Raw genomic sequence first — 25976 nt, forward strand, 5'->3', positions numbered from 1 at the left:
CCGGGTTCGCCGGCGTTGGGAAGTCGGTCGGGTGGCCGCCCGACAGCAACTGCCACCATCCCTGGAAAGCTCTGGAGAGCTAGCGTGACCATGAACCGTAATACCCACCTGACCGCGCTCGCCTCTGCCGTACTCGCGGGAGTTGTCGCATCTCCCGTACCCGCGAGTGCCGACACGGCCTCGCCCACCGTCACCTCGGTCAAGACCGTCGCGACCAGCACCGGCCTCGAACTGGACGCCGACATCAAGGCCCCGGCCGGCGTCACCTCGGTCACCGCGACCATCACCTCCATCCAGGTGCAGGTCCCAGCCGGATTCGTCAGCACCGTCACCGACTTCCATCTCGTCTCCGGCACCAGCGACAACGGGACCTGGCGCAGCAGCGGCTCCCTCGGCCTGCCCGTCCAAGCCAGTTACCGCGCGAGCGTCCTGACCGTCGACAGTTCGGGGGCCGCATCCGCTCCGTTCCAGTGGGCCGGCATCAACTACCGGCCGCAGGCCGTCTTCCACGACGTCGCCCCCGGGTCCACAACACTCAGCTACGACCATCCGGATCTGACCGTCACCGGCCGTCTCACCACCTACGACCCCGGCTCCGGCGACACCGGCCAACCCTGGCCCGCCACCGTCCCCGAGCACGTCTGGATGACCCGGGACGGGCTCATGGTCGGCCAGGAAGCACCGGTCGCCGCCGACGGCACCTTCACCCTCACCGCGCCGCCCGGCGAAAAGACCGGCTACCTCGACGTCGTGGCCAGCGGCCAGGGCGGCGGCACCCCGACCGGAAGCGAACTCCCTACCGATTTCACCTTCGTCGACTCGCCCACTCGGATCACGCTCGACCACACCAGCAACGCCAATGCCCTGTGGAACACCACCACTCCCGTCACCGGCACCGCCCAGCGGCAGCTTCCCGACGGCACCTGGGCACCCCTTACCAACAGCCCCATCCAGATCGCGATCCCCGGTGCCGCCGACCCGCGGTGGACCACCACCGATGCCAACGGCCGCTTCCAGATCGCCGTCCCCATCGACATCCCCCGCGCCTGGACGGTCACCGACGCCGGCCAGAGCGGCCCCACCGACTACCTCACCCCCGCAAGCGCCCAATACACGATCACCTCGGTCGTCTTCAAGCCCGCCAACCAGCGCTGGAACGTCCTGGCCCGCGACACCCACGGCGCGCTGTGGCAGTACCAGGGCGCCGGTGGCGGATCCACCCTGCTCACCCCCCGCACCCAGGTCGGCACCGGCTGGAACATCTACACCGCGCTCACCAGCCTCAACGGCCAGCGCGCCGACGGAACCGGGAACCTGGTCGCCCGCGACACCACCGGCGTCCTCTGGCTCTACCAAGGCACCGGAAACCCCACCGCCCCCTTCAAGGCACGGGTCCGCGTCGGCAGCGGCTGGAACGCCTACACCGCCATCATCGGCGTCGGCGACATCACCGGCGACCGCCAGCCGGACCTGGTCGCCCGCGACAGCACCGGAGTCCTCTGGCTCTACCAGGGCACCGGAAACCCCGCCGCCCCCTTCAAGGCACGGGTCCGCGTCGGCAGCGGCTGGAACGCCTACACCGCCATCATCGGCGTCGGCGACATCACCGGCGACCGCCAGCCGGACCTGGTCGCCCGCGACAGCACCGGAGTCCTCTGGCTCTACCAGGGCACCGGAAACCCCACCGCCCCCTTCAAGGCACGGGTCCGCGTCGGCAGCGGCTGGAACGCCTTCACTCAGATCGTCGGAGTCGGGGACCTCAGCGGTCTCGGGCACCCCGGCCTGATCGCCCGCGACACGACCGGCGCCCTCTGGTACTACCAGGGCAGCGGCCGACCCTCGACCCCGTTCGAGACCCGGCTCTCCGCCGGCGGCAACTGGAACACCTACACCGCCCTCGCCTGACCAACCGCTGATGAGCCGCGACCCCCGGGCACGCAGCCCCAGACGTACGGCGGCCGGCGAGCAGTCCCGCCCCGAACGCGTTCGGGGTGCACGTCGACCGAAAGGTGCAGCGCGTCGAGCACGGGTCGCTGTCGTACGAACTGCCGGGCTTCGTCCGGCAGTGAGTCTCCCGTCCGGGGGCACAGCCCTCAGGCGACCCGGCCGGGCCGACGCCGTCCTGTCGTGGAGGCAGGACCGGCGCGCGAGTGCCCTCGACGCCACGGGCTGGGCGTCGAGGGCATCCTCATGCTCCCTCACCTCTCTGCCGGGTGTTCTGTTCAGCTTGTGTGGCCGGAAGTTCCCTCCCGCAGAGGTATCGATTTCGCGTAGCCCGGTCCCCTAGTCTGACTCGCGCCATCGGGCGCCCGACTTTTCCACTCTTGGGGGGACACCATGAGTTCTGACCGTTACCACTGGGACCGCTCGCACCCTGGCTTGACCGACCTGCGGGAATCGATAGAGCCGGTGCGCCGCGAGGTTGTCGAGCACCGGATATACCGGGAGCTGAACTCTCTTGAGAGGGTTCGGGTGTTTCAGGAGCGCCATGTTCTCGCAGTCTGGGACTTCATGTCGCTGCTCAAGTCCCTGCAGCGTCAACTGACGTGCGTGGAGCTTCCGTGGGTGCCGAGCGGGCCGACCGCGAGCCGTCGGCTGATCAACGAGATCGTGCTGGTCGAGGAGAGCGACGAGCTGGACGGCGGGTACATCAGTCACTTCGAGCTTTATCTCGAAGGCATGACCCGCGCGGGCGCTGACACTGGCGCGGTGAACGAGTTCCTGCGGTTGCTCGGTACCGGGGCGGGCGTTGCCGATGCGGCGAAGAAGGCTGATATTCCCCAGGTGGCGGCCGATTTCATGGCCGTGACGTGGGACATCATCGAGAACGCACCGGTGCACTGCCAGGCTGCCGCCTTCGCCTTCGGGCGAGAGGACCTGATCCCGGAGATGTTCGAGCAGGTGATCCGGATCGAGGATGCCGAGAATCGGCTGGGGGTGTTCAAGGATTACCTGGCACGCCACATCGAGGTGGACGGTGAGCAGCACACCCCGATGGCGATGCAGATGCTGATCGACCTGTGTGGGGATGACCGAGAGCGCTGGAACCAGTGTGCGGACACGGTTCGCCGGGCGCTTGCCGCGCGTGTTGCCTTGTGGGATGGCATCCTCGGGGATTGCGCCGGCTGACGGACCGCCTTACCGCTTCCGCCCCGGAAGGCTCCAAGGCAGGGCCCACGGCGCAGCCCCAGGGGCGGATCGTGCCGATGACGCACTCGCAGTGGGCGTTCATCCGCGGCGCTCGGGGTGCGCTGAGCAGCGTATCGATGCCTTCGGCCTCGAAGACGGCGTCGAAGGCGTCGGTGTACTTGCTGTCGCGGTCGCGCAGCACGAAGCGGAGCGACTCGACGCGGTTGCCGAGGTCGGCGGGTGGAGTCGCGGGCCTGCTGGGTCGCCCACTGCGCCGTGGGACGGGCGGGGACACCGGCGTTGACCGCCCACCTCGATCGATGCGAGGGGCGGGGAACGGTCTCGGGGCCGTTCTCCGCCCCCCGCGTCGATCGGGACAGCATCGAGTCGCCAGCCTCGCTGACCGGGTGCGGCACGGCGGTCCGCGCCACCTCCGCGAGGCCGAGCCCGCTGCTCCGGGCACGTGCTCGGCGCATTCGGGTCTGTCGCGGGCTCGCACCGCTCAGGCGTGCCGTAGGCAGAGGGTTCCGCAGTGGAAGCCGGTGCGGCCCGCAGTGATCAATGCGTCGGTCGACCGCTCAAGCGGGCCGCCAGGTGTGCTCACCCGGGAGCCAACGCAAGGCGAACCAGAGCTCCATGCGTACGTCCTGGTCCTGAAGATCGATGCCGAGCAACTCGGCGACCCGGCTGATGCGTTGACGGACCGTGTTGCGATGCAACTGCAGGGCGGCCGCGGTCCGGTCCCAACTGCCGTGCAGGCTGAGCCAGGTGCGCAGCGTCTCGAGCAGGACGTCGGCCCCTGGTGTCCCGGCGTGGGCCAAGGGGGCGAACCGGGCTCGGGCCAGTGCCTCCGCGTCGGCGGGGGCGACCAGGCCGTGCAGGCTCTGGTCCTGGACCTGGTGACGCGCCAGCGGCGCGCCGGTGGCCAGTGCGCGGCGGAGCGCGCGGGCGGCCTGGTTGTCCGCGACCGCCAGGTCGGTCGCCGGCACGGGCGCGCTGAAGCCGAAAGTCCAGCCCTGCCGCCCCAGGACCGTGGGCTGCGTCGGTCCGGACTCGCGCGGCTCGGGCACGAGGGCACGCAGTGAGACACCGTCCAGTTGGAGATAGGACGTTCCCAGAGTGGTTCCCAGGGCCGCCAGTTGAACGGGATCGCCGTCGGGACGGCTCCCGGCCGAGACCGGACCGGTGTGGCGGCCGTGCACCACGATCCAGCGGGTGCCCGAGAGCGCGTCGGGAGGCAGGAGTGCGAGGGCGACCGAGTGCGGGGCCTCGCCGAGCATCAGTCGTACCAGAGCTCCCGCGCTGCGTGCGTCTGCGCCCAGTGCGTGCCGGGGACTGGTGAGGAGGGAGAGCAGCACAACGGCCACCCCGGTCACCGAGCGGTGCACGGCGGTCGGCGGCTCCTCGGCCGCCACCGCGAGGACCAGGGGCGCGGTGGCCCGGTCGGTTCCTGGAAGTGTGTGGACGGTCAGGTGGGACCCGGTGTGGTGTTCCGCGGCCGAGGACGGCGGGCGGGGCCGGTCCGCGCCGTTCACCTCGAGCGCCGTCTGTTGCTGCGCGACGGTCTGGGCCGTCAGTTCGCGAAGCCGCTGGACGGTCGCGGCGGCGGGTCGGGCCCCGTCGGCGAAGAGTTCCCGGCCCGTGGGGTCCAGCAGCGCGGTCCAGGCGTCGAGGTGGACCGAGAGTTGGTGGAGGACGGCTCCCAGGGCGTCCGGGCGGCCGGCTGCTGCGGCGAGTGCGGACTGGGCGGCGGAGATCTGCCTCAGTTCACGGTTGCGGGCCTCGGCCATGGCCGAGTAGGCCGCGCGGCCCACGGCGACGAAGGGCGTCTCACGCGGGACCCGTAGCAGCGGCAGGCCGTGCAGGTCGCAGGCCGCGACCAGTTCGGGGGGCACCTCGTCGTAGACGGGGGCGATGCCGAACCCGATGGCCGCCGCACCGGCTCCGACGACGCTGCGCACGTAGGCGTCGACGCCCTCGGGCGTCTGCGGGAGCCGGACCCCCGCGGTCAGCAGCATGTGCCCGCTGAGCAGGTAGGGGGCGGGCTCCTCGACCTCGGTGGTGCCGACCGTGCCGACGAGGCGGTCCTCGGCGGGGCCCGCGATCCGGCGAAGGCCCAGCGAGACGTCGGCCAGCAGCACGCTGAGCGGCACGGCGGGGGCGCCGGGCGCGGGTGCGTGGCCGACCGCGGAAGGCTGTGCGGATTCATCCATTCCGGCACAGCATAATGGATGAATCCTGCACTTCCGTGGGGGGTCGGCGGCGAACTAGCTTCTCCCTCGGAGACGGGACGCCACGGACGGGCGCTCCGGTCCCTCTTTCGCTCTGCCCCACCCCCACAGCTGCCTGCTGCCCCGTTCTCGGAGCTCAGCGGCTTCACCCTGCCCACCTAGGGAGTGCCTGCATGGCCGTCGACTACCTTGTGATGATCGTCTACCTGTCCGGCATCATCGGCGTGGGCTGGTGGGGCAAGCGACGTGCCCGTTCCAAGAGCGACTTCCTCGTCGCCGGACGCCGCCTCGGGCCGGTGATGTACACCGGCACCATGGCGGCCGTCGTCCTCGGCGGGGCGTCGACCATCGGCGGCGTCCGCCTGGGCTACACCTACGGCCTGTCCGGAGCCGCGATGGTCTTCGCCATCGGCCTGGGACTGCTGGCACTGAGCATCTTCTTCTCCGCCCGGATCGCGCGGCTGCGCGTCTACACCGTCGCGGAGATGCTCTCGCTGCGCTACGGCGACGGCGCGAGCCTGATCTCCGGCGTGGTCATGTGGATCTACACGCTCATGCTGGCCGTCACCTCCACCATCGCCTACGCCAGCGTCTTCGACGTCCTGTTCGACGTGCCGCGCTGGGCCGCGGTGTGCATCGGCGGCGCGATCGTCGTCGGTTACTCGGCTCTCGGCGGCATGTGGTCGATCACCCTGACCGACATGGTGCAGTTCGTGGTCAAGAGCATCGGCGTCCTGCTCCTGCTGCTGCCGATCGCCGTGGTCAAGGCGGGCGGGTTCGGCGCCATGGCGGACAGGCTGCCGCACGGCTACCTCTCCCCCACCTCCATCGGTGGGCAGACGATCTTTACTTACGTGCTGATCTACACCTTCGGCATGCTCATCGGCCAGGACATCTGGCAGCGGGTCTTCACCGCCCGCAGCGACAAGGTCGCCGCCTGGGGCGGCACCGTCGCCGGTGTGTACTGCCTGGTCTACGCCGTGGCCGGGGCTGTGATCGGCATGGCCGCCAAGGCGCTCTACCCGACCCTCCCGGGCGCCGACAGTGCGTTCGCGACGATCGTCAAGCACGTCCTGCCCACCGGGATCAAGGGCCTGGTCCTCGCCGCCGCGCTGTCGGCGATGATGTCCACGGCCAGCGGTGCCCTGATCGCCTCGGCCACCGTCGCGAACAACGACATCCTCGGCCGGCTGCGGGCCCTGCGGAGCGGTCGCGCCCAGGACGGCCCGGCCGGGCACGGCGACGAGGTGCGGGGCAACCGGCTGGCCATCGTCGTCCTCGGGGTCACGGCGATCGTGATCGCCTGTCTGCTCAGCGATGTCGTCTCCGCTCTCACCGTGGCCTACAACCTGCTGGTCGGCGGTCTGCTGGTGCCGATCCTCGGCGGCCTGGTGTGGAAGCGCGGCAACCTGGCCGGAGCGCTGGCCTCGATGGTCGCGGGCGGTGCCACGGTCATCGTCTTCATGATCACCAAGGGTGTGCTCGCCAACGAGCCGATCTACTACGGCCTGGCCGTGAGCCTGGTGGCCTACACCGCCGCCAGCCTCCTCACCCGGCCCACGGACGCGGCGGTGCTGGCGCAGTGGCGCGACCGCCTGGCGGGCCGCAGCCCCGAGCCGGCACAGGTGAGCGCCGGGGACGCCGCGATCGCGCCGGCCGCACTGTGACCCAACCCGAACCAGGAGCGCACGCGATGCCCCCGAACACCACGCTCCAGGCCGGTCACCGGACCGCCGAGGAACTGCGCCTGCGACGCGAACTCGCGGCGGTCTACCGCCTCGTGGCCCACTTCCGGATGACGGACCTGATCTTCACGCACATCTCCGTCCGCCTTCCCGGCCCCGAGCAGCACTTCCTGATCAACCCCTACGGCCTCCTCTTCGAGGAGATCACCGCCTCCAACCTGGTCAAGATCGACCTTTCCGGCCGGGCGGTCGAGGAGACGCCGCATCCCGTGAACCCGGCCGGCTTCGTGATCCACAGCGCGATCCACGCGGCCCGACCGGACGCCCACTGCGTCCTGCACACCCACACCAGGGCGGGCTGCGCCGTCGCCGCCCAGCAGGACGGGCTGCTGCCACTGAACCAGATCTCCATGGAGTTCCACGGCAGGCTCGGCTACCACGACTACGAGGGCGTCGCCCTCAACCTCGGCGAGCAGCAACGCCTGGTCGCCGACCTCGGCGCCCACGACGCGATGATCCTGCGCAACCACGGCCTGCTGACCGTGGGCCAGACCCCCGCCCAGGCGTTCCTGCGCATGTACTACCTGGACAAGGCCTGCGAGATCCAGACCACGGCGACGGCGGGCGGCGCGAAGCTCACCATCCCCGACGCCGCTGTCTGCGAGCTGACCGCACGCCAGCTCGCGGGCGAGGAACACGGATCCGACCTCCAGGACGAGCAGGCCCACGACCTGGCCTGGGCCGCCCTGCTACGGCTGCTGGACCGCGTCGCCCCCGACTACACCGACTGACAAGGACCCCCATGAGCTCCACCGAACCGCGCGGACCCGTCGACTCCTCCCGCACCCCCCGCTACGCCGGTCCCGCCACCTTCGCCCGCCTCCCCCGTCTCGACGAGGTCGCGCGGGCCGACATCGCCGTGGTCGGTGTCCCCTTCGACAGCGGCGTCTCCTACCGTCCCGGGGCACGCTTCGGCGGCAACGCCGTACGCGAGGCCAGCCGTCTGCTGCGCCCCTACAACCCCGCCCAGGACGCCTCGCCGTTCGCGCTCGTCCAGGTCGCCGACGCGGGGGACATCGCCGCCAACCCCTTCAACATCAACGAGGCGGTCGAGACGGTCGAGGCAGCCGCGGACGAACTCCTGGCCACCGGAGCCAGGCTGATCACGCTCGGCGGCGACCACACCATCGCCCTGCCGCTGCTGCGCTCGGTCGCCAAGAAGCACGGGCCGGTCGCCCTGTTGCACTTCGACGCGCATCTGGACACCTGGGACACCTACTTCGGTGCCGAGTACACCCACGGCACCCCGTTCCGCCGCGCCGTCGAGGAAGGCATCCTCGACACCGAGGCACTCTCCCATGTGGGGACCCGGGGCCCCCTCTACGGCAAGCAGGACCTCACCGACGACGAGAAGCTGGGCTTCGGCATCGTCACCTCGGCCGACGTCATGCGTCGCGGCGTGGACGAGGTCGCGCAGCAGCTGCGCGAGCGGATCGGCGGCCGGCCCCTGTACGTCTCGGTCGACATCGACGTGCTCGACCCGGCCCACGCCCCCGGCACCGGCACCCCCGAGGCCGGCGGCCTCACCTCCCGCGAGCTGCTGGAGATCCTGCGCGGGCTGAGCGGCTGCCGCCTGGTCTCCGCCGACGTCGTCGAGGTCGCCCCGGCCTACGACCACGCCGAGATCACCGCGGTCGCCGCGTCCCACACGGCCTACGAGCTCACCACGCTGATGGCCCGCCAGATCGCCGCCTCCCGGCAGGAGAGCGCCCAGTGAACCACGTCCGCAACGGCGGCGACCTGGTCGTCGAGTCCCTGACCGCGCTCGGCGCGCACTGCGTCTTCGGCCTCCCCGGACAGCACGCCCTCGGCCTGTTCGACGCGCTGCGCCGCTCCGAACTGCGCTACGTCGGCCTGCGGGTGGAGAACAACGCCGGCTTCGCGGCCGACGGATACGCCCGCACCGCCCGAACCGTCGCCCCGCTCTTCCTGTCCACCGGTCCCGGCGCCCTGACCTCGCTCGCCGCGCTCCAGGAAGCCGCAGCCGCCTCGGTACCCGTGCTCGCCGTGTCCAGCCAGATCCCCTCCGCCGGACTGGGCGGCCGCCGCCGCGGCTACCTTCACGAACTGGTCGACCAGCAGGCCAGTTTCCGGGACGTCGTCAAGTCCGTCCATGTCGCCCGCACCGCCTCGCAGATCCCCTCCGCTCTGGCCGCAGCCTGGGAGTCGGCTCTCACCGCGCCCAGCGGACCGGTGTGGGTGGAGATCCCCCAGGACGTGCTCCTGGCGGCGACCATCGTTCCACCGGTGCGCGCACTGCACGCCGAACCGCGCGCGCTCCCGCCGCGCTCCGAACTGGTCGCCGAGGCCGCGACGCTGCTGGCCGCGGCCCGTCGTCCGGTGATCCTGGCCGGCGGCGGCGTCGTGCGCTCCGGCGCCACCGGCGAACTGCTGCGCCTGGCAGAGCGACTGCGCGCGCCCGTCGCCTGCACCTTCGGTGGGAAAGGCGCGTTCCCGTGGGAGCACCCGCTCTCCCTCCAGTCCTGGCTGGAGGACCGCCACACCACCGAGCTGCTGGAGGACGCCGACGTCCTCCTGGTGGTCGGCTCCGGGCTGGGCGAGCTGAGCAGCAACTACCACACCCTCGCCCCGCGCGGCCGGATCATCCAGGTCGAGGCGGACCTGGGGAAACTGGAGTCCAACCACCCGGCCCTCGGCATCCACGCCGACGCCCGGCTCGCCCTGGCCGCCCTCGCCGACCAGGTCCCCGCCAAAACGCCCGACGGCGTCGCCGAGGCCATCACGGCCGACCTGTTGAAGCGCGTTCGGGCCCGCCTGGACGGCCAGGACCTCGACCTCGAGCAGGGTGTCCTCGCGTCCGTGCGCCAGGCGCTCCCCGACGGAGCCCCGGTCTTCTTCGACATGACCATCCTCGGCTACTGGGCCTGGTCCGCCTTCGACGCCCGTGAGCCCAACACCATGCACTCCGGCCAGGGCGCCGGCGGCCTGGGCTACGGCTACCCGGCGGCCCTCGGCGCCGCCGCGGCCCGCCCGGACGGCCCGGTCCTGGCCGTCTCCGGCGACGGCGGCGCGATGTATTCCATCGCCGAACTCGCCACCGCCCGTCAACTCCAGCTGAACGTCACCTGGCTGATCGTCGACGACGGAGGCTACGGCATCCTGCGCGAGTACATGAACGACACCTTCGGCGAGGCGACTGCGACCGAACTGGTCCGGCCCGACTTCGTCAGGCTCGCCGAGTCCTTCGAGGTTCCCGCCACCCGCACCACCGCGGCCGGCCTCGCTCACGACCTCGCGGCCGCGCTCGCCGCACCCGGCCCGAGCGTGGTCGTCCTCCCCGCCTTCCTGCGGATGTTCGAGCCCACCCACCTCGGGCCCAGCTGAGCGCCCGACATGCCCGGAACCGAGGAACACACTGTGAACACCAGTCTCACCCTGCGCAACCACGTGAACGGCGCCTTCGTGGACGCCGCCGACGGCCGGACCCTCGACGTCGTCGACCCCACCGACGGTCAGGTGTACGCGACTTCGCCCCTGTCGGGCGCGGCGGACGTGGACGCCGCCATGGCGGCCGCCGCCGAGGCGTTCCCTCGCTGGCGCGACGCCACGCCCGGCACCCGCCAGAGGCTGCTGCTGAGGATCGCCGATGCGATCGAGGCCCGAGCCGACGAGCTCGTGGATGCGGAATGCCGCGACACCGGAAAGCCGCGCAGGCTCACCATCTCCGAGGAGATCGGCCCCATGGCCGACCAGGTCCGCTTCTTCGCTGGCGCCGCCCGCCTCCTGGAAGGCCGGTCCGCGGGCGAGTACGCGGAAGGGCTGACCTCGATCGTCCGCCGCGAGCCGATCGGCGTCTGCGCCCAGGTCGCACCATGGAACTACCCGATGATGACGGCCGTCTGGAAGTTCGCCCCGGCACTGGCGGCAGGCAACACCGTGGTCCTCAAGCCCTCGGACACCACTCCCGCCTCGACGGTGCTTCTCGCCGAGATCATCGGCGGCATTCTCCGGGACATGGGACTACCGGCCGGGGTCTTCAACGTGATCTGCGGCGACCGCGAGACCGGCCGTCTGATGGTCGAACACCCCACCCCGGCACTGGCCGCCATCACCGGCTCGGTACGGGCCGGGATCCAGGTCGCCCAGGCAGCGGCCAAGGACGTCAAGCGCGTCCACCTGGAGCTCGGCGGGAAGGCGCCCGTCGTGGTCTTCGAGGACGCGGACCTCGGCGAGGCCGCCCGGGTGATCGCGGCGGCGGCCTTCTTCAACGCCGGCCAGGACTGTACGGCCGCCACCCGGGTCCTGGTGCACGATTCGGTCCACGACGTGTTCGTCCAAGCTCTGACCAAGGCCGCCGCGGGCACCAGAACCGGCGGCACCGACGAGGAGGGCGTCCACTACGGCCCGCTGAACAACGCCGCCCAACTGGCCCAGGTCGCCGGTTACATCGAGCGGCTGCCCGCACACGCCACGCTGGAGACGGGCGGCCACCGGGTCGGCGAGGCCGGCTACTTCTACGCGCCGACGGTCGTCTCCGGCCTCGAACAGCACGACGAGATCATCCAGAACGAGGTCTTCGGCCCGGTCGTCACCGTACAGAAGTTCACCGACGAGGACCGGGCGGTCGAGTACGCCAACGGCGTGGACTTCGCCCTGGCCTCCTCCGTCTGGACCAAGGACCATGCCCGCGCCATGCGCATGTCCCGGCGCCTGGACTTCGGCTGCGTGTGGATCAACACCCACGCGCCCCTCCTCGCCGAGATGCCGCACGGCGGATTCAAGCAGTCCGGCTACGGCAAGGACCTCTCCGCCTACGGATTCGAGGACTACACGCGCATCAAGCACGTCATGACGGCCCTCTGACCCGCCACCGGCGCCGTCGGAGGATTCAAGATCGTCGCGAGCAAGGGTGCCGCGCCGGCGAGCGAGGCAGAACTGGAGAAGCTGCTCCTCACTCTCGCCCGACCACGCGAGTTCGCTCCGTCGGCGCCACCTCCGGCATGCCCCTTTCGGCGCAGCAGCGGCCCGATCCCGCGAATGTGAGCAGGACCACCCGCCCCGGTCCCGGGCGGCACTGCGCCTGCCGAGAACCTCATCCATGCAGCTCAAGCAGCATGTCGATACTCGTGGATAACTCCGCCGAGTCGGTCTCTCCGGCGTATGTCCAGGTGGGTGATCTGTCCGGGTTCAAGTGGTTCGGGCACCGCGCGTAGTGGTGCGGCCTGGTTCATGGCTTGGTGGGGCCGGTGTGTGTTGTGATGCTGTTCGAACTCGCGTAGTGCGCGGCGCAGGTGGCTCTCGTTCCAGATCAGGGTTCGGTCCAGAAGTTCGTGGCGGCAGGTTTGAACCCAGCGCTCCACGATGGAGTTCATCCTCGGTATCCGGACGCCGGTGAGCACGACTTGGATGCCGGTGTTGGCCAGGATCTGGTCGAACCCGACTGGGAACTTCGCGTCCCGGTCTCGGATCAGGTATTTGACGGTGGCTCCGGCGTCTTCCAAGTCCATGACGAGGTTCCGCGCCCCTTTGGTGACCCAGTTGGCGGTGGGGTGTGCGGTGGTGCCGAGGATTCGGTCGCGGCGGGTGGCGTGCTCGATGACGGCCAGGATGTACTGGCGTTGGCCGGTCAGGGCGACGGTCTCGATCAAGTCGCAGGCCAGCAGGATATCGGCCTGACTGCAAAGGAAGTCGGCCCAGGTGGTGGCGCCGCGATGCGGTGCGGGGTCGATGTCCTCGGCCTTGAGAATCTCCCAGACCGTGGATGCGGCGACCTTGATGCCGAGCGTGGTGAGTTCGCCGTGGATCCTGCGGTAGCCCCAGGACGGGTTCGGGCGCACAAGCCGAAGGATCAGGAGTCGGATCGAGCGGACTGTGGGAGGGCGCCCGGGCCGCTTCGGCCGGCACGTGCGCGCGTCGCGCCGCCTCATGAGATCGCGGTGCCAGCGCAGTACCGTGTCCGGGCGGACGAGCAACCGCAGCCGACGCAGGAACTCCCGCGGCAGCGGCGCCAGCAGAGCAGCGAGGAACGCGCGGCCCTCCGGAGTGAACGTCACCTTGCCCCCGCCGTGCTGTCGTTCAAGGACGGCGATCTGGTGGCGCAGAACGAGGATCTCCACGTCCTTCTCGCGGTCGCTCATCGGCAGAAGCCGCACGGCAGCGAAAGCGTGGGAGACGGCCAAGTAGACGAAGCGCAGCAACACAAGTGATCATCTTGCCGTAACCCCAAGAAATCTCTGACCTGGGCGGATGACATTCTCGGCAGGCGCTGTGCCAGAGCCCGCAGACAGCTCACAGGCGGTAGACACGCGCGGCATTACCACCCATGATCGCTGCGCGTTCGGACGGCGACAGCTCGGAAAGCAGCTTACGAGTGGTGTCGACGACGCGCACGTAGTCGCCGGCCAGCGTGCACACGGGCCAGTCGGATCCGAAGAGGAGGCGTCGCGCGCCGAACGCGGCGAGGGCGACATCGGTGAAGCGGCGCAGGTCGTCGGTGGTCCAGTGGTGCCAGTCGGCCTCGGTCGTCAGGCCGGACAGTTTGGCGACGGTGTTGGGGAGGACCGCGAAGGCGCGCAGTCGGGACGCCCACGGCTCCACCTCGGCGGCGGCGATCCGGGGTTTGCCGAGGTGGTCGAGGACGAAGGTGACGCCCGGCGCCGCGGCGGCGGCTCTGGTGGCGGCCGGAAGCTGGTCCGGGGTGATCACGAGGTCGTAGGCGAGACGGGCGGCTCCGACGGCAAGCAGGCCGCGTTGGACGTCGGGCCGCAGCAGCCACTCGGGGTCAGGCTCGGACTGCACCTGGTGGCGGATGCCGACCAGGTGTCGTCCTCCGGGCAGGGCACACAGGTCGGCGAGGGTGTCGGCGATGTCCGGTGCGGTGAGGTCGGTCCAGCCGACCACGCCCACGGCCAGGGGGTCGGCGTCGGCCAGGGCGAGGAGCTCGGGGGTCTCCTCGGGGACGCAGACGGTCTGCACCAGGACGGTGGCGTCAACGCCTGCCGACCGGGCTTGCGCACGCAGGTGTTCAAGGCCGAAGTCGCGACGCAGAGGGGCGAGTTCGGGGCCGGTGATCCAGTCCTGGTCGCGGACGGACAGGTCCCAGACGTGGTGGTGCGCGTCGATGACGCGCGGGTTCTCGGTGATCACAGCTGCCACACCACCCGGAGCGGCGCGCCCGCGCCGTCGGCGGAGTAGTCGTGGACAACCTCCAGCAGCTCCGCCATCCGCGCCTGCCAGGCGAGGTTGACGGGCAGTTCGCCGAGTTCCGCGAGCAGCCTCGGGTAGTTCTCGACCTCAAGCAGATGAAAGAGGTCGGCACCGCTGCGCCAGATGGTCCACTCGGTTGCACCGGCGGCTCGGATGGCACCGGTGAGCTCCTCGGGCACCTCGCGGTGGGCATGTTCGTAGGCGGCGATCCGGTCGGCGCGGACGCGGGTGTGCAGGGCGACTCTCATGCGCGCGGCTCCTCTCTGACGATCACGACATCCAGGATCCTGGGGCCGTGGACACCCTCGACGCGGTCGAGTTCGATGTCGCTGGTCGCGGAAGGGCCGGAGACGAAGGTCAACGGCCGGGCGGGGTCGAGCAGGGCGATCGCGTCCGGCACGTCGGCGACGATCTGCTCGGCCCGCACGACGCACACATGGTGGTCAGGCAGCAGGGTGAGGGCCCGGCGGCCCTGGCCGGGGCCAGCGTCGAGGACGACGGTGCCGGTGACGGCGATCCCGGCCCCGCAGGTGGTCAGCACACTGTCGGCGGCCTCCAGGTCGCTCAACCCCAGCGGCTCGGCGAGGCGTCGCCAGGGCCCGTCAGGGGCGAGCTCGGGTGGGAAGCCCGGCGGCACGACGAGGGTGCGGGCGTCGTTGCCGGTCAGCAGCCCGGCGATGGTGTCGCGGGCCTCACCTGGCGTGGTCTGCACAACCCGGGCGCGGTAGTCGGCGACGCGCTCGGCGAAGAGCGCGACCGTGTCCTGGCCGTCCGCGTGGTCGGCGGGCACGTCGGCAAGGGCGGCGCGGATGCGCGCGAGGACGGTGTCACGGGCCGTCATCACTGGTCTCCTGACGGGGGCTGCGGGTGGGTGCGCTGCCACCAGGCGCGGAAGGGCTCCGGAGGCGGAGCGGGGGTGTCGCGGACGTCGGTCCAGCCGCGGAGGGGACCGGGGAGCGGACCGATGACGCCCTTGCGCGCGACCAGGCGCCCGCCGAGCGCGGCGGCCTTCTGGGCCTGGGCAATGCGGCCGGGTGAGGAGAGGACGGCGGTGGCCGCCCGCATCGCGAGGGCCTCGGCGGTGGGTGTGGGCGCTTGATGCGCTTGGCCTCGACGGCCTTGGCCGGCAGATGGGTGAGCACCTCGGGGATGTTGATTTTGACGGGGCAGGCGTCGTAGCAGGCGCCGCAGAGTGTGGAGGCGAAGGGCAACGTGGAGGCGTGCTCGACGCCTACGAGCTGCGGAGTCAGGATCGCGCCGATCGGGCCGGGGTAGACGGAGCCGTTGCGGCTTGTCGCCCAGCCGCAGCCCGCGCAGCGAGTGGCAGGTCGGGTGGTAGGTGACCCGGTGCGGGAAGTACGCACCCACGCCGGTCACCCCCAGGACGTCGACGAGGAACTCGGTGAACTCGGGTACACGTGGGGCGAGTTCGCCGACATCTCTGCGGAGTGCCTCGTCGCCCGACTGCCCGGCGAGAGCGGGGTGGTTCTCGCGGACCATGCCCGCGCACGACGCGGAGGGCGTCACGATCGCGTCGTAGCCGGCAAACGCCTCGACGAAGCGGCGCATCAGCGGCATCGCCTCCGGCCGGTAGCCGGTGTTGAAGTGCATCTGCCCGCAGCAGGTCTGCGCGAGCGGGAACTCGACCGTGTGGCCGAGCCGCTCCAGCACGGTGACGACTGCCTTGCCGGTCTCGGGGCCCATCGTGTCGTTGAAGCAGGTGACGAACAGCGCGATGCGCATCAGGAGGCCTCCTGCCCGGGGTCTGCGGGGGCGGCGGGATCGGCGGTGGGCAGGGGCACGTCCCAGGGGAGCAGGCCGTCCGACCGCAGCATGGACCACAGTTCCGCGGGGATCTCCCAGCGGGCCATGGCTGCTGCGTCCTGGGCCTCCTCCGGGCTGCGGGTGCCGACCAGGACGCTGGCGACGGCGGGATGGCCGAGAGGGAACTGCAGGGCCGCCGCGCGCAGCGGCACGCCGTGCTCCTCGCAGACAGTCTCGATCCGTAGCGCCCGCTGAAACAGCGCCTGCGAGGCGGGTGCGTAGTCGTACGTGGCACCGGGCTTCGGGTCGGCCAGCAGACCGGAGTTGAAGACCCCGCCGACCACCACGGAAACGCCCCTGCGCGCGGCGTCGGGCAGCAGGAAAGTCAGGCCCGTCTGGTCGAGCAGGGAGTAGCGCCCGGCGAGGAGCACCACGTCGACATCGGTCTCGCGGACGAACCGGTCCAGCATCCGAGTCTGGTTCATGCCGGCGCCGATGGCGCCGACCATTCCCTCGGCGCGCATCCGTTCCAGCTCAGGGTAGGCGGACGAGAAGGCCTGTTCCTCGTGGTCGTCCGGATCGTGCAGGTAGACGACGTCGACGTGGTCCAGTCCGAGCCGGACAAGACTGTCCTCCAGGCTGCTGCGCACCCCGTAGGCGCTGAAGTCCCACACCCGTTCGTGTGTGGCCGGCACCGAGAAGCCCTGGGCGAGGTCGTCGCCGTGGGGCTCCGGCCAAGGTCGCAGCAGGCGTCCGACCTTGGTGGACACGACGTACTCGGCGCGCGGTCGGTTGCGAAGGGCCTCCCCAAGGCGTCGCTCGGAGAGACCGAGTCCGTAGTGCGGAGCGGTGTCGAAGTAGCGGACGCCCGCTTTCCAGGCCGCGTCCACCGTGGACCGGGCCTGCTCGTCGTCGATCTCGGTGAAGAGGTTTCCGAGCGCGGCTGCTCCGAGGGAGAGCCGGGTGACCTCCACGTCGCCGCGTCCGAGCCTCGTGGTGTGCATGGGTGTGGTGTGCCCTTCCTGTCATCGGCGCAGCCTGCGGTGTGCCCGGCGTGAGGGGCCCGGCCGGGCCGAGAGCACGACACCGTCAGTCGGGTCTCGGTCCGGCCGGAGTTTTTCGCGCGACGCTCGGGCGTCGTGCGGCGGCACCTACGGTCGGGGCGGACGCAGGCGGAGGCCGGCCATGCCGCCGTCGACCGCGAGGGCGGTGCCGGTGGTCGAGCCCGCGAGGGGGCTCGCCAGGTAGGCGATGGCGGCGGCGACCTCGTCGGCTCCGACCAGGCGGCCGTGCGGCTGGCGGGCGTTCAGCGCGGCGCGCTCGGCGGCCGGGTCGTCGGCGGCATCCAGCAGGCGGGCGACCCAGGGGGTGTCCACCGTGCCGGGGTTGACGCAGTTGACCCGGATGCCCTCGCGGACGTGGTCGGCGGCCATGGCCAGGGTCAGTGAGAGCACGGCTCCCTTGCTGGCCGAGTACAGCGCGCGCTGCGGAAGCCCGGCCGTGGCGGCGATGGAGCAGGTGTTGACGATCGCCGCGGTACTCCCCGGTCGGGACAGCGCGGAGCGTCGCAGGTGTGGGAGGGCGGCGCGGGTCACGCGGACGATCCCGAGGACGTTGATGTCCAGCACCTGCTGCCACTGGCTGTCGGGGTTGTCCTCGACCGTACCGGCGGCGCCGATTCCGGCGTTGTTGACCAGGATGTCCAGGCCGCCGAGCGCTGTGACGGCGGCCTCGACCGCGGCGCGGACGCTGTCGTCGTCGCCCACGTCGGCGCGGATGGCGCGCAGGGGCCCCTGGACCGTGCCAGGGTCGAGGTCGAGCACGGCGACCTGGGCGCCGCGGGCGGCGAGCAGGTTCGCGGTGGCCAGGCCGATGCCCGAGGCGCCCCCGGTGACGACCGCTCGCAGGCCGTGCAGCTCGTTCATTTCTGCTCCTCCGGTACGGTCGCGGCGGCCTCGGCGACGGCGCGGTCCTCGGTCCAGAAGGTGCCGTCGGGGTAGGTGAAGGTGGCGATCGACTCCGGGAGCATCTGCGCGGAGAAGCCCGGGGCTGCGGGGGCCCGGTAGCGGCCGTCGCGGATCACCGTGGGGGTGACGAAGTGTTCGTGCAGGTGGTCCACGTACTCGATGACGCGGTTCTCGGTGGTGCCGGAGAGGGCGACGTAGTCGAACATGGACAGGTGCTGTACCAGCTCGCACAGTCCCACCCCGCCGGCGTGCGGGCAGACCGGGACGTCGAACTTGGCGGCGAGCAGCAGGATGGCGAGGTTCTCGTTCACGCCGCCGACCCGGGCGGAGTCGAGCTGGAGCACGTCGATGGCGCCGGCCTGGAGCAGCTGCTTGAAGACGATGCGGTTTTGCACGTGTTCGCCCGTGGCGACCCTGACCGGCGCGACGGCCGCACGAATCGCGGCGTGGCCGAGCACGTCGTCGGGGCTGGTGGGCTCCTCGATCCAGTACGGGTCGAATTCCGCGAGCGCGCGCGTCCAGGCGATGGCGTCGGCCACGTCCCAGCGCTGGTTGGCGTCGATCGCCATCCGCACGCCCTCACCGACCGCGGCGCGCGCGGCGCGGCAGCGGCGGATGTCGTCGGCCAGGTCGGCGCCGACCTTCAGCTTGATCTGGGTGAAGCCGTCGGCGACGGCCTGCTTGGCGAGGCGGGTCAGCTTCTCGTCGCTGTAGCCGAGCCAGCCGGGCGAGGTCGTGTAGGCCGGGTAGCCGCTCTCCCACAGGCGCGTGGTCCGCTCGGCGCGGCCGGAGCGGGCCGCCTCCAGCAGGGCGAGGGCCTCCTCGGGGGTGATGGCGTCGGTGAGGTAGCGGAAGTCGACCTGGGAGACCAGCCAGGCCGGCTCCGCCTCGGCGAGGAGCCGCCACAGCGGCAGTCCGGCGCGCTTGGCGGCCAGGTCCCAGACGGCGTTGACGACGGCGCCGATCGCCATGTGCATCACGCCCTTCTCGGGACCGAGCCAGCGCAGCTGGCTGTCGCCGATCAGGTCGCGGTTCAGGGTGCCGGGATCCGCGCACAGCTCCTCGACGGAGCGTCCGACGACGTGGTGGCGCAGCGCGTTGACCGCCGCGACCTGGACGTCGTTGCCTCGCCCGATGGTGAAGGTGAACCCGTGGCCCTCGAGGCCGTCACCCGCGTCGGTGCGAAGGATCACGTAGGCGGCGGAGTAGTCGGGGTCGGGGTTCATCGCGTCCGAGCCGTCCAGCGACCGTGAGGTCGGGAAGCGGACGTCGTAGGTGTCCAACGCGGTGATCCGCGCCGTGGCAGTCGGCATGCTGTGCTCTCTCAAGGCTCAAGGCTCACGCTTGCTGGAAGGTCTGGCGCTGGCGGCCGAGGCGGTCGATCTCCAACTCGACGCATCGGCCCGGTCGCAGGTAGGGGTGGCCGGGCAGGCCGAGGGCGACTCCGGCCGGGGTGCCGGTGTTGATCACGTCGCCGGGTTCCAGCACCAGGTACTGGCTGAGGTAGCGGACGATCTCCGCGACGTCGAAGATCATGTTCTTGGTGTGGCCGTCCTGCCGTCCCACCCCGTCAACGGAGAGCCGCAGACGGAGCTCCTGCGGGTCGCCCGCCTCGTCGGGGGTGACCAGCCAGGGGCCGAGCGGGTTGAAGGTCTCGCAGGACTTGCCGAGGTCCCACTGGCCGGAGAACTCCAACTGGAACTCCCGCTCGGAAACGTCGTTGCTGACGGCGTACCCGGCCACGCAGGCCAGCGCCTCCTCGCGCGAGGCCAGATAGCGGGCCCGACGGCCGATCACGACCGCAAGCTCCACCTCCCAGTCCGTCTTGCGCGAACCACGCGGGATCAGCACCTCGTCGTAGGGGCCGACCACAGTGCCGGGGTCCTTCATGAAGACGACCGGCCGCTCCGGGATCGCGGCGCCCGTCTCCTCCGCGTGGTCGCGGTAGTTGAGGCCGATGCAGACGACCTTGCCGGGCCGGGCCACCGGCGCGCCGATTCGCCAACCGCCGGGCGGCGGCGCCAGCTCGGGTAGCGTCCCCGCCGCGACCGCCTCGCGCACCAGGTCGATTCCGCCCGAGGCGAGGAAGGGACCGTCGATGTCACGGGTGACGTCGTCCAGGCTGAGGTAGCGCTCCCTGCCATCATCGATCGGGTCGAGCACGGTCGGCCGTTCGGCTCCTCGGGGCCCCAGGCGCAGGAATCTCATCGGCGGTCCCTTCGAAGAGGTCAGGGCTGCAAGTGGTAGGGCTGAAATTCGACCTGGCATACATCGGATGTATGACGTCGGTGAACGTGACCCTAGGCGTGCCCGCACGCCCAGGCAAGTAGACCTCAGAGGTTTGTTGTCCGCCGCCCCGCGGCCCATTTGGCAAAGCACCAGGTCAAAACCATAGGGGTGCTGACGGCATGGATTCTCTCCGGTGTCGATCCGGCGACGATCGCCGAAGACATCGGATGTAGGTCTTGTCAGGCCAGGCAACGCAGCCGTAACGTCCTCGCCATCGGACAGCCACCCGATGATTTCGGCCGAGCGCTCCGCACTGTGCGCCTCCCACGCGCCTGCTCAACCTGACGGCAGGAGCACGCAGTCACAGGAGCCGTCGCCCAGCATCCTTCTCCCCTGGAGTGATTCCCAGTGAACCTGCGTACCTCCCGCACCGCCGCAGCAGTTGCCGTGACGCTGCTGGTCGGCGGTCTGGCCACCGCCTGCAACCGCGGCAGCACCGTCACCGGGGCCGGCTCGTCCGCCGCGGCCGGAAAGCCGGCGATCGGCATCGATCTCCCCCGCGCCGACTCCGACTTCTGGAACTCCTACGCCCAGTACCTACGGGGCGACATCACCAGCCAGAGCCTGAACACGCTGCCGATCAGCTCCTCGCAGAACGACATCACCAAGCTCGTCGCCAACGTGCACGTCTTCGAGAACACCGGTGCCAAGGCCATCGTGATGGCCCCTCAGGACACCGGCGCGATCGCCTCGACCCTGGACCAGCTGGCCGCCAAGAACATCCCCGTCGTCAGCGTCGACACCCGCCCGGACAAGGGCAAGGTCTACATGGTCGTCCGTGCCGACAACCGCGCCTACGGCACCAAGGCCTGCCAGTTCCTCGGCCAGCAGCTGCACGGCAAGGGCAAGGTGGCCGAGTTCGAGGGCGACCTGACCTCCGTCAACGGCCGCGACCGCTCGCAGGCCTTCGCCGACTGCATGAAGACCAACTTCCCGAACATCCAGGTCTTCCCGCTCACCACCAACTGGGACGGCGCGGTCGCGTCCAGCAAGCTGCAGACCCTGCTGGCGCAGAACCCGGACCTGAACGGCATCTACATGCAGGCGGGCGGCGTCTTCCTGCAGCCGACCCTGGCGCTGCTGCAGCAGAAGGGCCTGCTCAAGCCGGCGGGCACGCCCGGACACATCTCGATCATCTCCAACGACGGCATCCCGCAGGAGTTCGACGCGATCCGCAAGGGCGAGATCGACGCCACCGTCTCGCAGCCCGCCGACCTGTACGCCAAGTACGCGCTCTTCTACGCCGAGGCCGCCGCCGAGGGCAAGACCTTCCAGCCCGGCCCGACCGACCACAACTCCACCATCATCCAGCTGCCGAACGGCCTGGAGGACCAGCTGCCCGCACCGCTGGTGACCAAGGCAAACGTCGACGACAAGAGCCTGTGGGGCAACAACGTCTCCAGCTGACGCCGCCCCCGATCCCCCAGGCACTCACTGCATTCACCGCACAGAAAGGACGGCACCCCATGGCGGACACGGCGCAGGCCCCTGCCGCACAGGCCGTCGCCACCACGGTCCCGGTGGTCGAGGCGGCCGGCGTCACCAAGCGCTTCGGCGCGACGGTGGCGCTGCGCGACGCGAAGATCGCGATCGACCCCGGGGAGTCACACGCCCTCGTAGGGCGCAACGGGGCGGGAAAGTCGACGCTCGTCTCCATCCTCACCGGCATCCAGCAGCCCGACACCGGCACTCTCTCCTTCTCCGGAGAGCCCGCCCCGGCGTTCGGCGACACCGACGCCTGGCGCGCCCGGGTGGCCTGCGTGTACCAGCGCTCCACCGTGGTCGGCGGACTGACGGTGGCGGAGAACCTCTTCTTGAACCGTCAGAGCGACGGCGGCCTGCGCCCGATCCGCTGGAAGGCGCTCCGCGCCCGCGCCGAGGCGCTGCTCGCCGAGTACGGCGTCGACGTCTCCCCGACCGCCCGGATCGCGGACCTGACGGTGGAGCAGCGGCAGTTCGTCGAGATCGCCCGCGCCCTCTCCTTCGGCGCACGGTTCATCATCCTCGACGAGCCGACCGCCAAGCTCGACGCCCGCGGCATCGAACGCCTCTTCACCAAGCTCCGCGCACTGCAGGAGCAGGGCGTCGCCTTCCTCTACATCTCGCACCACCTCCAGGAGATCTACGAACTCTGCACACGCGTCACCGTCTACCGCGACGCGCGGCACATCCTCACCGCACCGGTCGCCGGTCTCGGTCACGACGAACTCGTCGAGGCGATGACCGGTGAGAGCGGCGCACCGGACCAGGTCACCACCTCCACGCAGGGGAGCCGAACCCTCACGGTCGGTGGCCGCGGCGCTCGGCCCGTGCTGGACGTGCGGGGGCTGACCCTGCCGGGCGTCTACACAGACCTGTCCCTGACCGTGGCGGCCGGAGAGGTCGTGGGCCTGGCCGGGGCCACGACCAGCGGCAACGTTCAGGTCGGCGAGACAGTCGCCGGCCTGCACCATCCCCGAAGCGGTGCGGTGACGGTCGCCGGCCGCGATGTGCGCCTCGGCGACATCCCGGCGGCGCTGGCAGCCGGCATCGGCTTCGTCCCCGAGGACCGGCACCTCCAGGGCCTGGTGCCCGAACGCAGCGTCGCCGAGAACGCCACCCTCACGGTGACGGACCAGCTCGGCCCCTACGGCACCGTCCTGCCGTCCCGGACCCGCGACTTCGCCCGCCGAATGATCGAGGACCTGGACATCAAGACCCCGGACGCCGCAACGCCGGTCTCCGCCCTGTCCGGCGGCAACCAGCAGAAGGTGGTCGTCGCCCGTGCCCTGGCCACCGAGCCCGAACTGGTCGTCGCGATCCGGCCCACCAACGGCGTGGACATCAAGTCCAAGGAGTTCCTGCTCGGCCGCTTCCGGCGGCATGCCGAACAGGGCCGCGCCGCCCTGATCGTCTCCGACGAGCTGGACGACCTGCGCGCCTGCGACCGCGTGATCGCGATGTTCCACGGCCGCATCGCCGCCGAGTACCCGGCCGGGTGGACCGACGAGCAACTCGTCGCCGCCATGGAGGGCGTTGCGGTGGACAGCGACACCCCGACCGAGCCAGGGCCCGCTGACCCGACCGAGACCGAGCACGACACGAAGGGACCCCGCCATGGCGGCCATCACTGAACCCAGCCCCACGAGCGAAGCGGCCGCCGCCCCCGCCTCCGGGCCGAGCCGCACCCTGAACCTGGCCCGCTACCGCGACCTGTCCCTGGTCCCGGTGCTGCTGGTGCTCGCGCTGATCGGCTTCATCGTCTCCCCCGCCTTCCTCACCTCGGCCAACCTGCTCGGCGTCGCCCAGCAGTCCACCGAGCTGAGCCTGCTGGTGCTCGGCGAGGCGCTGATCCTCGTCGTCGGCAAGATGGACCTCTCCCTGGAGTCCACCATCGGCGTCGCGCCGGTCATTGCCATGTGGCTGGTGCTGCCCTCCCACGGCGGCCGCTTCCAGGGTCTCGGCGCACTGCCGACCTGGACGGCGATCCCGGTCTGCCTGCTCGTCGGCGCACTGATCGGCGCGGTCAACGGCTTCCTGATCCTGAAGCTGCGACTGAACGGGTTCATCGTCACGCTCGGCGCACTGACCATGCTCCGCGGCCTCCAGGTCGCCATCTCCCAGGGCCAGTCCATCGTCGAGGTCCCGAACTCCTTCCTCTACCTCGGCGAGACCTCCTGGCTCGGCGCCCCCGCAGCCGTCTGGATCTGCCTCATCCTCTTCGCCGTCGGCGGGGCAGCCCTCGCGTGGCTGCGCCACGGCCGCGCGCTCTACGCGATCGGCGGCAACCCGGAGGCCGCCCGCACCGCCGGTATCCGCGTCGACCGGATCACCTGGACCGTGCTGATCATCGGCAGCGTGCTCGCCGCCTTCGCCGGCGTCCTGTACACCGGCCACTACGGCTCGGTCTCCGCCGACCAGGGCAGCGGTTGGATCTTCCAGGTCTTCGCCGCGACGGTCATCGGCGGCGTCAGCCTCAACGGCGGCAAGGGCACCCTCTTCGGCGCGCTCACCGGGGTGCTGACGCTCCAACTGGTCGTCAACGTGATGACGCTGGCCGGGGTGCCGCCGCTGTGGAACGGGTTCCTCAACGGCGCGATCATCATCCTCGCGCTGATCATCTCCCGCTACGCCTCCGGTGAGAAGCAGGAGTAGCAGCCGCGTCCGGCCTCGCCACACGCCCGATGCAAGCCGCAGATCCCCGAGACGCGCCGCGTCCGGGGATCTGCGGTTCCCCTCCCCGCCCTCAGGAGCGACAAGCCATGGCACTGACCGACGACGCGATCGAGAAGATCAAGGAGATGATCATTGCGGGCGAGTTCCCGCCGGGCTCCCGCCTGCCCCGGGAGGAAGACCTCGCCCAGCAGCTCGGCCTGTCACGCAGCTCGCTGCGCGAGGCGGTACGCGCGCTCACCGCGATGCAGATCCTGGTCACCAAGCAGGGCGACGGAACCTACGTCTCCAGCCTGGAACCCCACCTGCTCCTGGAGAACCTGTCGTTCCTCTCCGACGTCTCCCAGGGCCAGGGGGCACTCCAGCTGCTCCAGGTCCGCCGGCTGCTCGAACCCCAGGCCGCGGCGCTCGCCGCCACGCGCATCGCCGACACGGACGTCGAACTGTTGGCGGGCATCCTCGCCAGAAGTCGCGCGGCCTCCGACGTCGAGGAGTTCATCCGCTGCGACGTCGAGTTCCACCTGACCATCGCAGCCCTGGTCGGCAACCCGGTGCTGTCCATGCTGCTGGAGGTCCTGTCCACACAGACGCAGCGCGTGCGGCTGCTGCGGGGCGCACGCGTGGGTCGCGCGATCGAGGACGTCCACCGCGAACACGAGGCCATCCTCGCGGCCCTGGCCGCACGTGACGCGCAGCTGGCCGCCTCCGCGACCGCGGTGCACGTCGCCGCCGTCGAACGGTGGCTCGCCGACAGCCTCGCCGGCTGAGCGGCCCGTGCGGCGGGCGGGCCGGGAGTCCGGTACCGGGGCCGAGAGCCCCGCTCTCTCCCGTGCCCCGGCTCTCAGAGCGCTTGCCGAAGCCACTCCGCGACGCCGGCGATGTGCGCGGTCACGCGTGCCTTGGCGGTCTCCACCTCGTGCGCGGCCAGCGCGTCGAGGATCGCCCGGTGTTCCGCCAGAGTGTGCTCCACAGCCGTCTGCTGCGTCAGACCGCGCCAGACGCGCGCGCGGGCCGTCCTGTTCGCGAGTGACTCGATGAACGATCCCAGCAAGGCATTGCCTGAGGCCTGCGCGATCCGCCGGTGGAACTCCAGATCATTGGCGATCAGCTCCTCCACGCTCGGGGTCTCCCCCAAGCTGTCGAGGAGCTCTCTCATTCCCACTACCTCGGCGTCCGTCACGCGCTGGGCCGCGAGCCCCGCCGCGGCGGACTCCAGTACGGCGCGCACCTGGAAGAGCTCCAGCACGGACCCGTCCTGGTGCAGGTCCAGGATGAACGTGAGCGCCTCCAGCAGCAGCGGGGGTTCCAGACTGCTCACATAGGTGCCGTCGCCCTGCCGCACGTCCAGCACGTTCAGCAGCGACAGCGCCTTCACCGCCTCGCGCAGCGAGTTGCGTGACAGCCCGAGCTCGGCCGCCAGGTCGGGCTCCTTGGGCAGCCGGTCGCCGGGCTTGAGCTGGCCGGAGAGGATCATCGTCTTGATCTTCTCGATGGCTTCGTCCGTGACGGCCACGTCAACGCCTCTCCATACT

At 70.7% G+C, this 25976-nt stretch carries 22 protein-coding genes; 11 read left to right on the forward strand and 11 right to left on the reverse strand.

The window, feature by feature from the left end; all coding sequences use genetic code 11:
* Window positions 1–90 precede the first annotated feature (90 nt).
* Both BS83_RS41680 and BS83_RS11570 read left to right on the forward strand, forming a co-directional pair.
* Complete coding sequence (locus tag BS83_RS41680; RefSeq protein ID WP_157597123.1) at window positions 91–1905, forward strand: FG-GAP repeat domain-containing protein; 1815 nt, start codon at window positions 91–93, stop codon at window positions 1903–1905.
* Between the two features lie 432 nt (window positions 1906–2337).
* Window positions 2338–3129: a DUF3050 domain-containing protein gene (locus BS83_RS11570; RefSeq protein WP_037603672.1), complete on the forward strand. Its 792-nt coding sequence runs from the start codon at window positions 2338–2340 to the stop codon at window positions 3127–3129.
* Between the two features lie 578 nt (window positions 3130–3707).
* Here BS83_RS11570 and BS83_RS11575 read toward each other — a convergent pair.
* Window positions 3708–5342 (reverse strand): PucR family transcriptional regulator, encoded by a 1635-nt coding sequence (locus BS83_RS11575; RefSeq protein WP_037603673.1) that lies wholly within the window; start codon window positions 5340–5342, stop codon window positions 3708–3710.
* Window positions 5343–5533: 191 nt separating this feature from the next.
* Between BS83_RS11575 and BS83_RS11580 the strand changes: the two genes are divergently transcribed.
* From BS83_RS11580 to BS83_RS11600, 5 genes are read left to right on the forward strand one after another with little or no spacing between them, the layout of a single operon-like run.
* Window positions 5534–7027, forward strand: a complete 1494-nt coding sequence (locus BS83_RS11580; RefSeq protein ID WP_037603674.1) for a sodium:solute symporter — start codon at window positions 5534–5536, stop codon at window positions 7025–7027.
* A gap of 26 nt (window positions 7028–7053) precedes the next feature.
* A complete protein-coding gene (locus BS83_RS11585) occupies window positions 7054–7836 on the forward strand; it encodes a class II aldolase/adducin family protein (protein WP_037603675.1) in 783 nt (260 codons plus the stop codon).
* 11 nt (window positions 7837–7847) lie between these two features.
* On the forward strand, window positions 7848–8822 hold the full coding sequence (speB, locus tag BS83_RS11590; protein ID WP_037603676.1) for an agmatinase: 975 nt from the start codon (window positions 7848–7850) through the stop codon (window positions 8820–8822).
* Window positions 8819–10450, forward strand: coding sequence for a thiamine pyrophosphate-binding protein (locus BS83_RS11595; RefSeq protein ID WP_037603677.1), 1632 nt, complete (start codon window positions 8819–8821; stop codon window positions 10448–10450). The genes speB and BS83_RS11595 overlap by 4 nt, the downstream gene beginning before the upstream one ends.
* A gap of 33 nt (window positions 10451–10483) precedes the next feature.
* Window positions 10484–11929: a gamma-aminobutyraldehyde dehydrogenase gene (locus BS83_RS11600; protein ID WP_037603678.1), complete on the forward strand. Its 1446-nt coding sequence runs from the start codon at window positions 10484–10486 to the stop codon at window positions 11927–11929.
* A gap of 242 nt (window positions 11930–12171) precedes the next feature.
* Here the strand turns inward: BS83_RS11600 and BS83_RS11605 are convergent, their stop codons facing one another.
* The 9 genes from BS83_RS11605 to BS83_RS11645 form a co-directional block, all read right to left on the reverse strand.
* Window positions 12172–13266 carry an integrase core domain-containing protein gene (locus BS83_RS11605; protein WP_037603679.1) on the reverse strand — a complete coding sequence of 365 codons (1095 nt, stop codon included), beginning with the start codon at window positions 13264–13266 and terminating at the stop codon, window positions 12172–12174.
* A gap of 88 nt (window positions 13267–13354) precedes the next feature.
* Window positions 13355–14209, reverse strand: coding sequence for an amidohydrolase family protein (locus BS83_RS11610; protein ID WP_037608698.1), 855 nt, complete (start codon window positions 14207–14209; stop codon window positions 13355–13357).
* On the reverse strand, window positions 14209–14520 hold the full coding sequence (locus tag BS83_RS11615) for an L-rhamnose mutarotase (RefSeq protein WP_037603680.1): 312 nt from the start codon (window positions 14518–14520) through the stop codon (window positions 14209–14211). Before BS83_RS11615 ends, BS83_RS11610 begins: the two co-directional genes overlap by 1 nt.
* Window positions 14517–15113: a LutC/YkgG family protein gene (locus BS83_RS11620; RefSeq protein WP_037603681.1), complete on the reverse strand. Its 597-nt coding sequence runs from the start codon at window positions 15111–15113 to the stop codon at window positions 14517–14519. The genes BS83_RS11615 and BS83_RS11620 overlap by 4 nt, the downstream gene beginning before the upstream one ends.
* Window positions 15113–16015: a heterodisulfide reductase-related iron-sulfur binding cluster gene (locus BS83_RS43745; protein ID WP_084713375.1), complete on the reverse strand. Its 903-nt coding sequence runs from the start codon at window positions 16013–16015 to the stop codon at window positions 15113–15115. The genes BS83_RS11620 and BS83_RS43745 overlap by 1 nt, the downstream gene beginning before the upstream one ends.
* A complete protein-coding gene (locus tag BS83_RS11630; protein WP_037603682.1) occupies window positions 16015–17040 on the reverse strand; it encodes an aldo/keto reductase in 1026 nt (341 codons plus the stop codon). Before BS83_RS11630 ends, BS83_RS43745 begins: the two co-directional genes overlap by 1 nt.
* Before the next feature lie 147 nt (window positions 17041–17187).
* Window positions 17188–17961, reverse strand: a complete 774-nt coding sequence (locus BS83_RS11635) for an SDR family NAD(P)-dependent oxidoreductase (RefSeq protein WP_037603683.1) — start codon at window positions 17959–17961, stop codon at window positions 17188–17190.
* Complete coding sequence (locus BS83_RS11640; protein ID WP_037603684.1) at window positions 17958–19316, reverse strand: enolase C-terminal domain-like protein; 1359 nt, start codon at window positions 19314–19316, stop codon at window positions 17958–17960. Before BS83_RS11640 ends, BS83_RS11635 begins: the two co-directional genes overlap by 4 nt.
* A 25-nt stretch (window positions 19317–19341) precedes the next feature.
* A complete protein-coding gene (locus tag BS83_RS11645; protein WP_037603685.1) occupies window positions 19342–20211 on the reverse strand; it encodes a fumarylacetoacetate hydrolase family protein in 870 nt (289 codons plus the stop codon).
* Between the two features lie 429 nt (window positions 20212–20640).
* Here BS83_RS11645 and BS83_RS11650 point away from each other — a divergent pair, with 429 nt between their 5' ends.
* The 4 genes from BS83_RS11650 to BS83_RS11665 all read left to right on the forward strand — a co-directional run bounded on the left by BS83_RS11650 (window position 20641) and on the right by BS83_RS11665 (window position 25211).
* Window positions 20641–21699 (forward strand): sugar ABC transporter substrate-binding protein, encoded by a 1059-nt coding sequence (locus BS83_RS11650; RefSeq protein WP_037603686.1) that lies wholly within the window; start codon window positions 20641–20643, stop codon window positions 21697–21699.
* Between the two features lie 59 nt (window positions 21700–21758).
* Window positions 21759–23405, forward strand: a complete 1647-nt coding sequence (locus BS83_RS11655) for a sugar ABC transporter ATP-binding protein (protein ID WP_051942945.1) — start codon at window positions 21759–21761, stop codon at window positions 23403–23405.
* Window positions 23389–24426: an ABC transporter permease gene (locus tag BS83_RS11660; protein ID WP_037603687.1), complete on the forward strand. Its 1038-nt coding sequence runs from the start codon at window positions 23389–23391 to the stop codon at window positions 24424–24426. The genes BS83_RS11655 and BS83_RS11660 overlap by 17 nt, the downstream gene beginning before the upstream one ends.
* Window positions 24427–24533: 107 nt before the next feature.
* Window positions 24534–25211 carry a FadR/GntR family transcriptional regulator gene (locus BS83_RS11665; protein ID WP_037603688.1) on the forward strand — a complete coding sequence of 226 codons (678 nt, stop codon included), beginning with the start codon at window positions 24534–24536 and terminating at the stop codon, window positions 25209–25211.
* Between the two features lie 74 nt (window positions 25212–25285).
* Here BS83_RS11665 and BS83_RS11670 read toward each other — a convergent pair whose 3' ends face one another.
* Window positions 25286–25957: a FadR/GntR family transcriptional regulator gene (locus BS83_RS11670; RefSeq protein ID WP_037603689.1), complete on the reverse strand. Its 672-nt coding sequence runs from the start codon at window positions 25955–25957 to the stop codon at window positions 25286–25288.
* Between the last annotated feature and the right edge of the window lie 19 nt (window positions 25958–25976).

It is taken from the genome of Streptacidiphilus rugosus AM-16 (assembly GCF_000744655.1).
GTDB classification, from domain to species: Bacteria; Actinomycetota; Actinomycetes; order Streptomycetales; family Streptomycetaceae; genus Streptacidiphilus; species Streptacidiphilus rugosus.

Excerpts from the sequence above, each read along its gene's own strand:
- BS83_RS11660 (WP_037603687.1), top strand. The coding sequence starts at position 23,389 with ATGGCGGCCATCACTGAACCCAGCCCCACGAGCGAAGCGGCCGCCGCC.
- BS83_RS11655 (WP_051942945.1), top strand. The coding sequence starts at position 21,759 with ATGGCGGACACGGCGCAGGCCCCTGCCGCACAGGCCGTCGCCACCACG.
- BS83_RS11570 (WP_037603672.1), top strand. The coding sequence starts at position 2,338 with ATGAGTTCTGACCGTTACCACTGGGACCGCTCGCACCCTGGCTTGACC.
- BS83_RS11665 (WP_037603688.1), top strand. The coding sequence starts at position 24,534 with ATGGCACTGACCGACGACGCGATCGAGAAGATCAAGGAGATGATCATT.
- BS83_RS11635 (WP_037603683.1), bottom strand. The coding sequence starts at position 17,961 with ATGAACGAGCTGCACGGCCTGCGAGCGGTCGTCACCGGGGGCGCCTCG.
- BS83_RS11630 (WP_037603682.1), bottom strand. The coding sequence starts at position 17,040 with ATGCACACCACGAGGCTCGGACGCGGCGACGTGGAGGTCACCCGGCTC.
- BS83_RS11640 (WP_037603684.1), bottom strand. The coding sequence starts at position 19,316 with ATGCCGACTGCCACGGCGCGGATCACCGCGTTGGACACCTACGACGTC.
- BS83_RS11615 (WP_037603680.1), bottom strand. The coding sequence starts at position 14,520 with ATGAGAGTCGCCCTGCACACCCGCGTCCGCGCCGACCGGATCGCCGCC.
- BS83_RS43745 (WP_084713375.1), bottom strand. The coding sequence starts at position 16,015 with ATGCGCATCGCGCTGTTCGTCACCTGCTTCAACGACACGATGGGCCCC.
- BS83_RS11580 (WP_037603674.1), top strand. The coding sequence starts at position 5,534 with ATGGCCGTCGACTACCTTGTGATGATCGTCTACCTGTCCGGCATCATC.
- BS83_RS11620 (WP_037603681.1), bottom strand. The coding sequence starts at position 15,113 with ATGACGGCCCGTGACACCGTCCTCGCGCGCATCCGCGCCGCCCTTGCC.
- BS83_RS11645 (WP_037603685.1), bottom strand. The coding sequence starts at position 20,211 with ATGAGATTCCTGCGCCTGGGGCCCCGAGGAGCCGAACGGCCGACCGTG.
- BS83_RS11575 (WP_037603673.1), bottom strand. The coding sequence starts at position 5,342 with ATGGATGAATCCGCACAGCCTTCCGCGGTCGGCCACGCACCCGCGCCC.
- BS83_RS41680 (WP_157597123.1), top strand. The coding sequence starts at position 91 with ATGAACCGTAATACCCACCTGACCGCGCTCGCCTCTGCCGTACTCGCG.
- speB (WP_037603676.1), top strand. The coding sequence starts at position 7,848 with ATGAGCTCCACCGAACCGCGCGGACCCGTCGACTCCTCCCGCACCCCC.
- BS83_RS11585 (WP_037603675.1), top strand. The coding sequence starts at position 7,054 with ATGCCCCCGAACACCACGCTCCAGGCCGGTCACCGGACCGCCGAGGAA.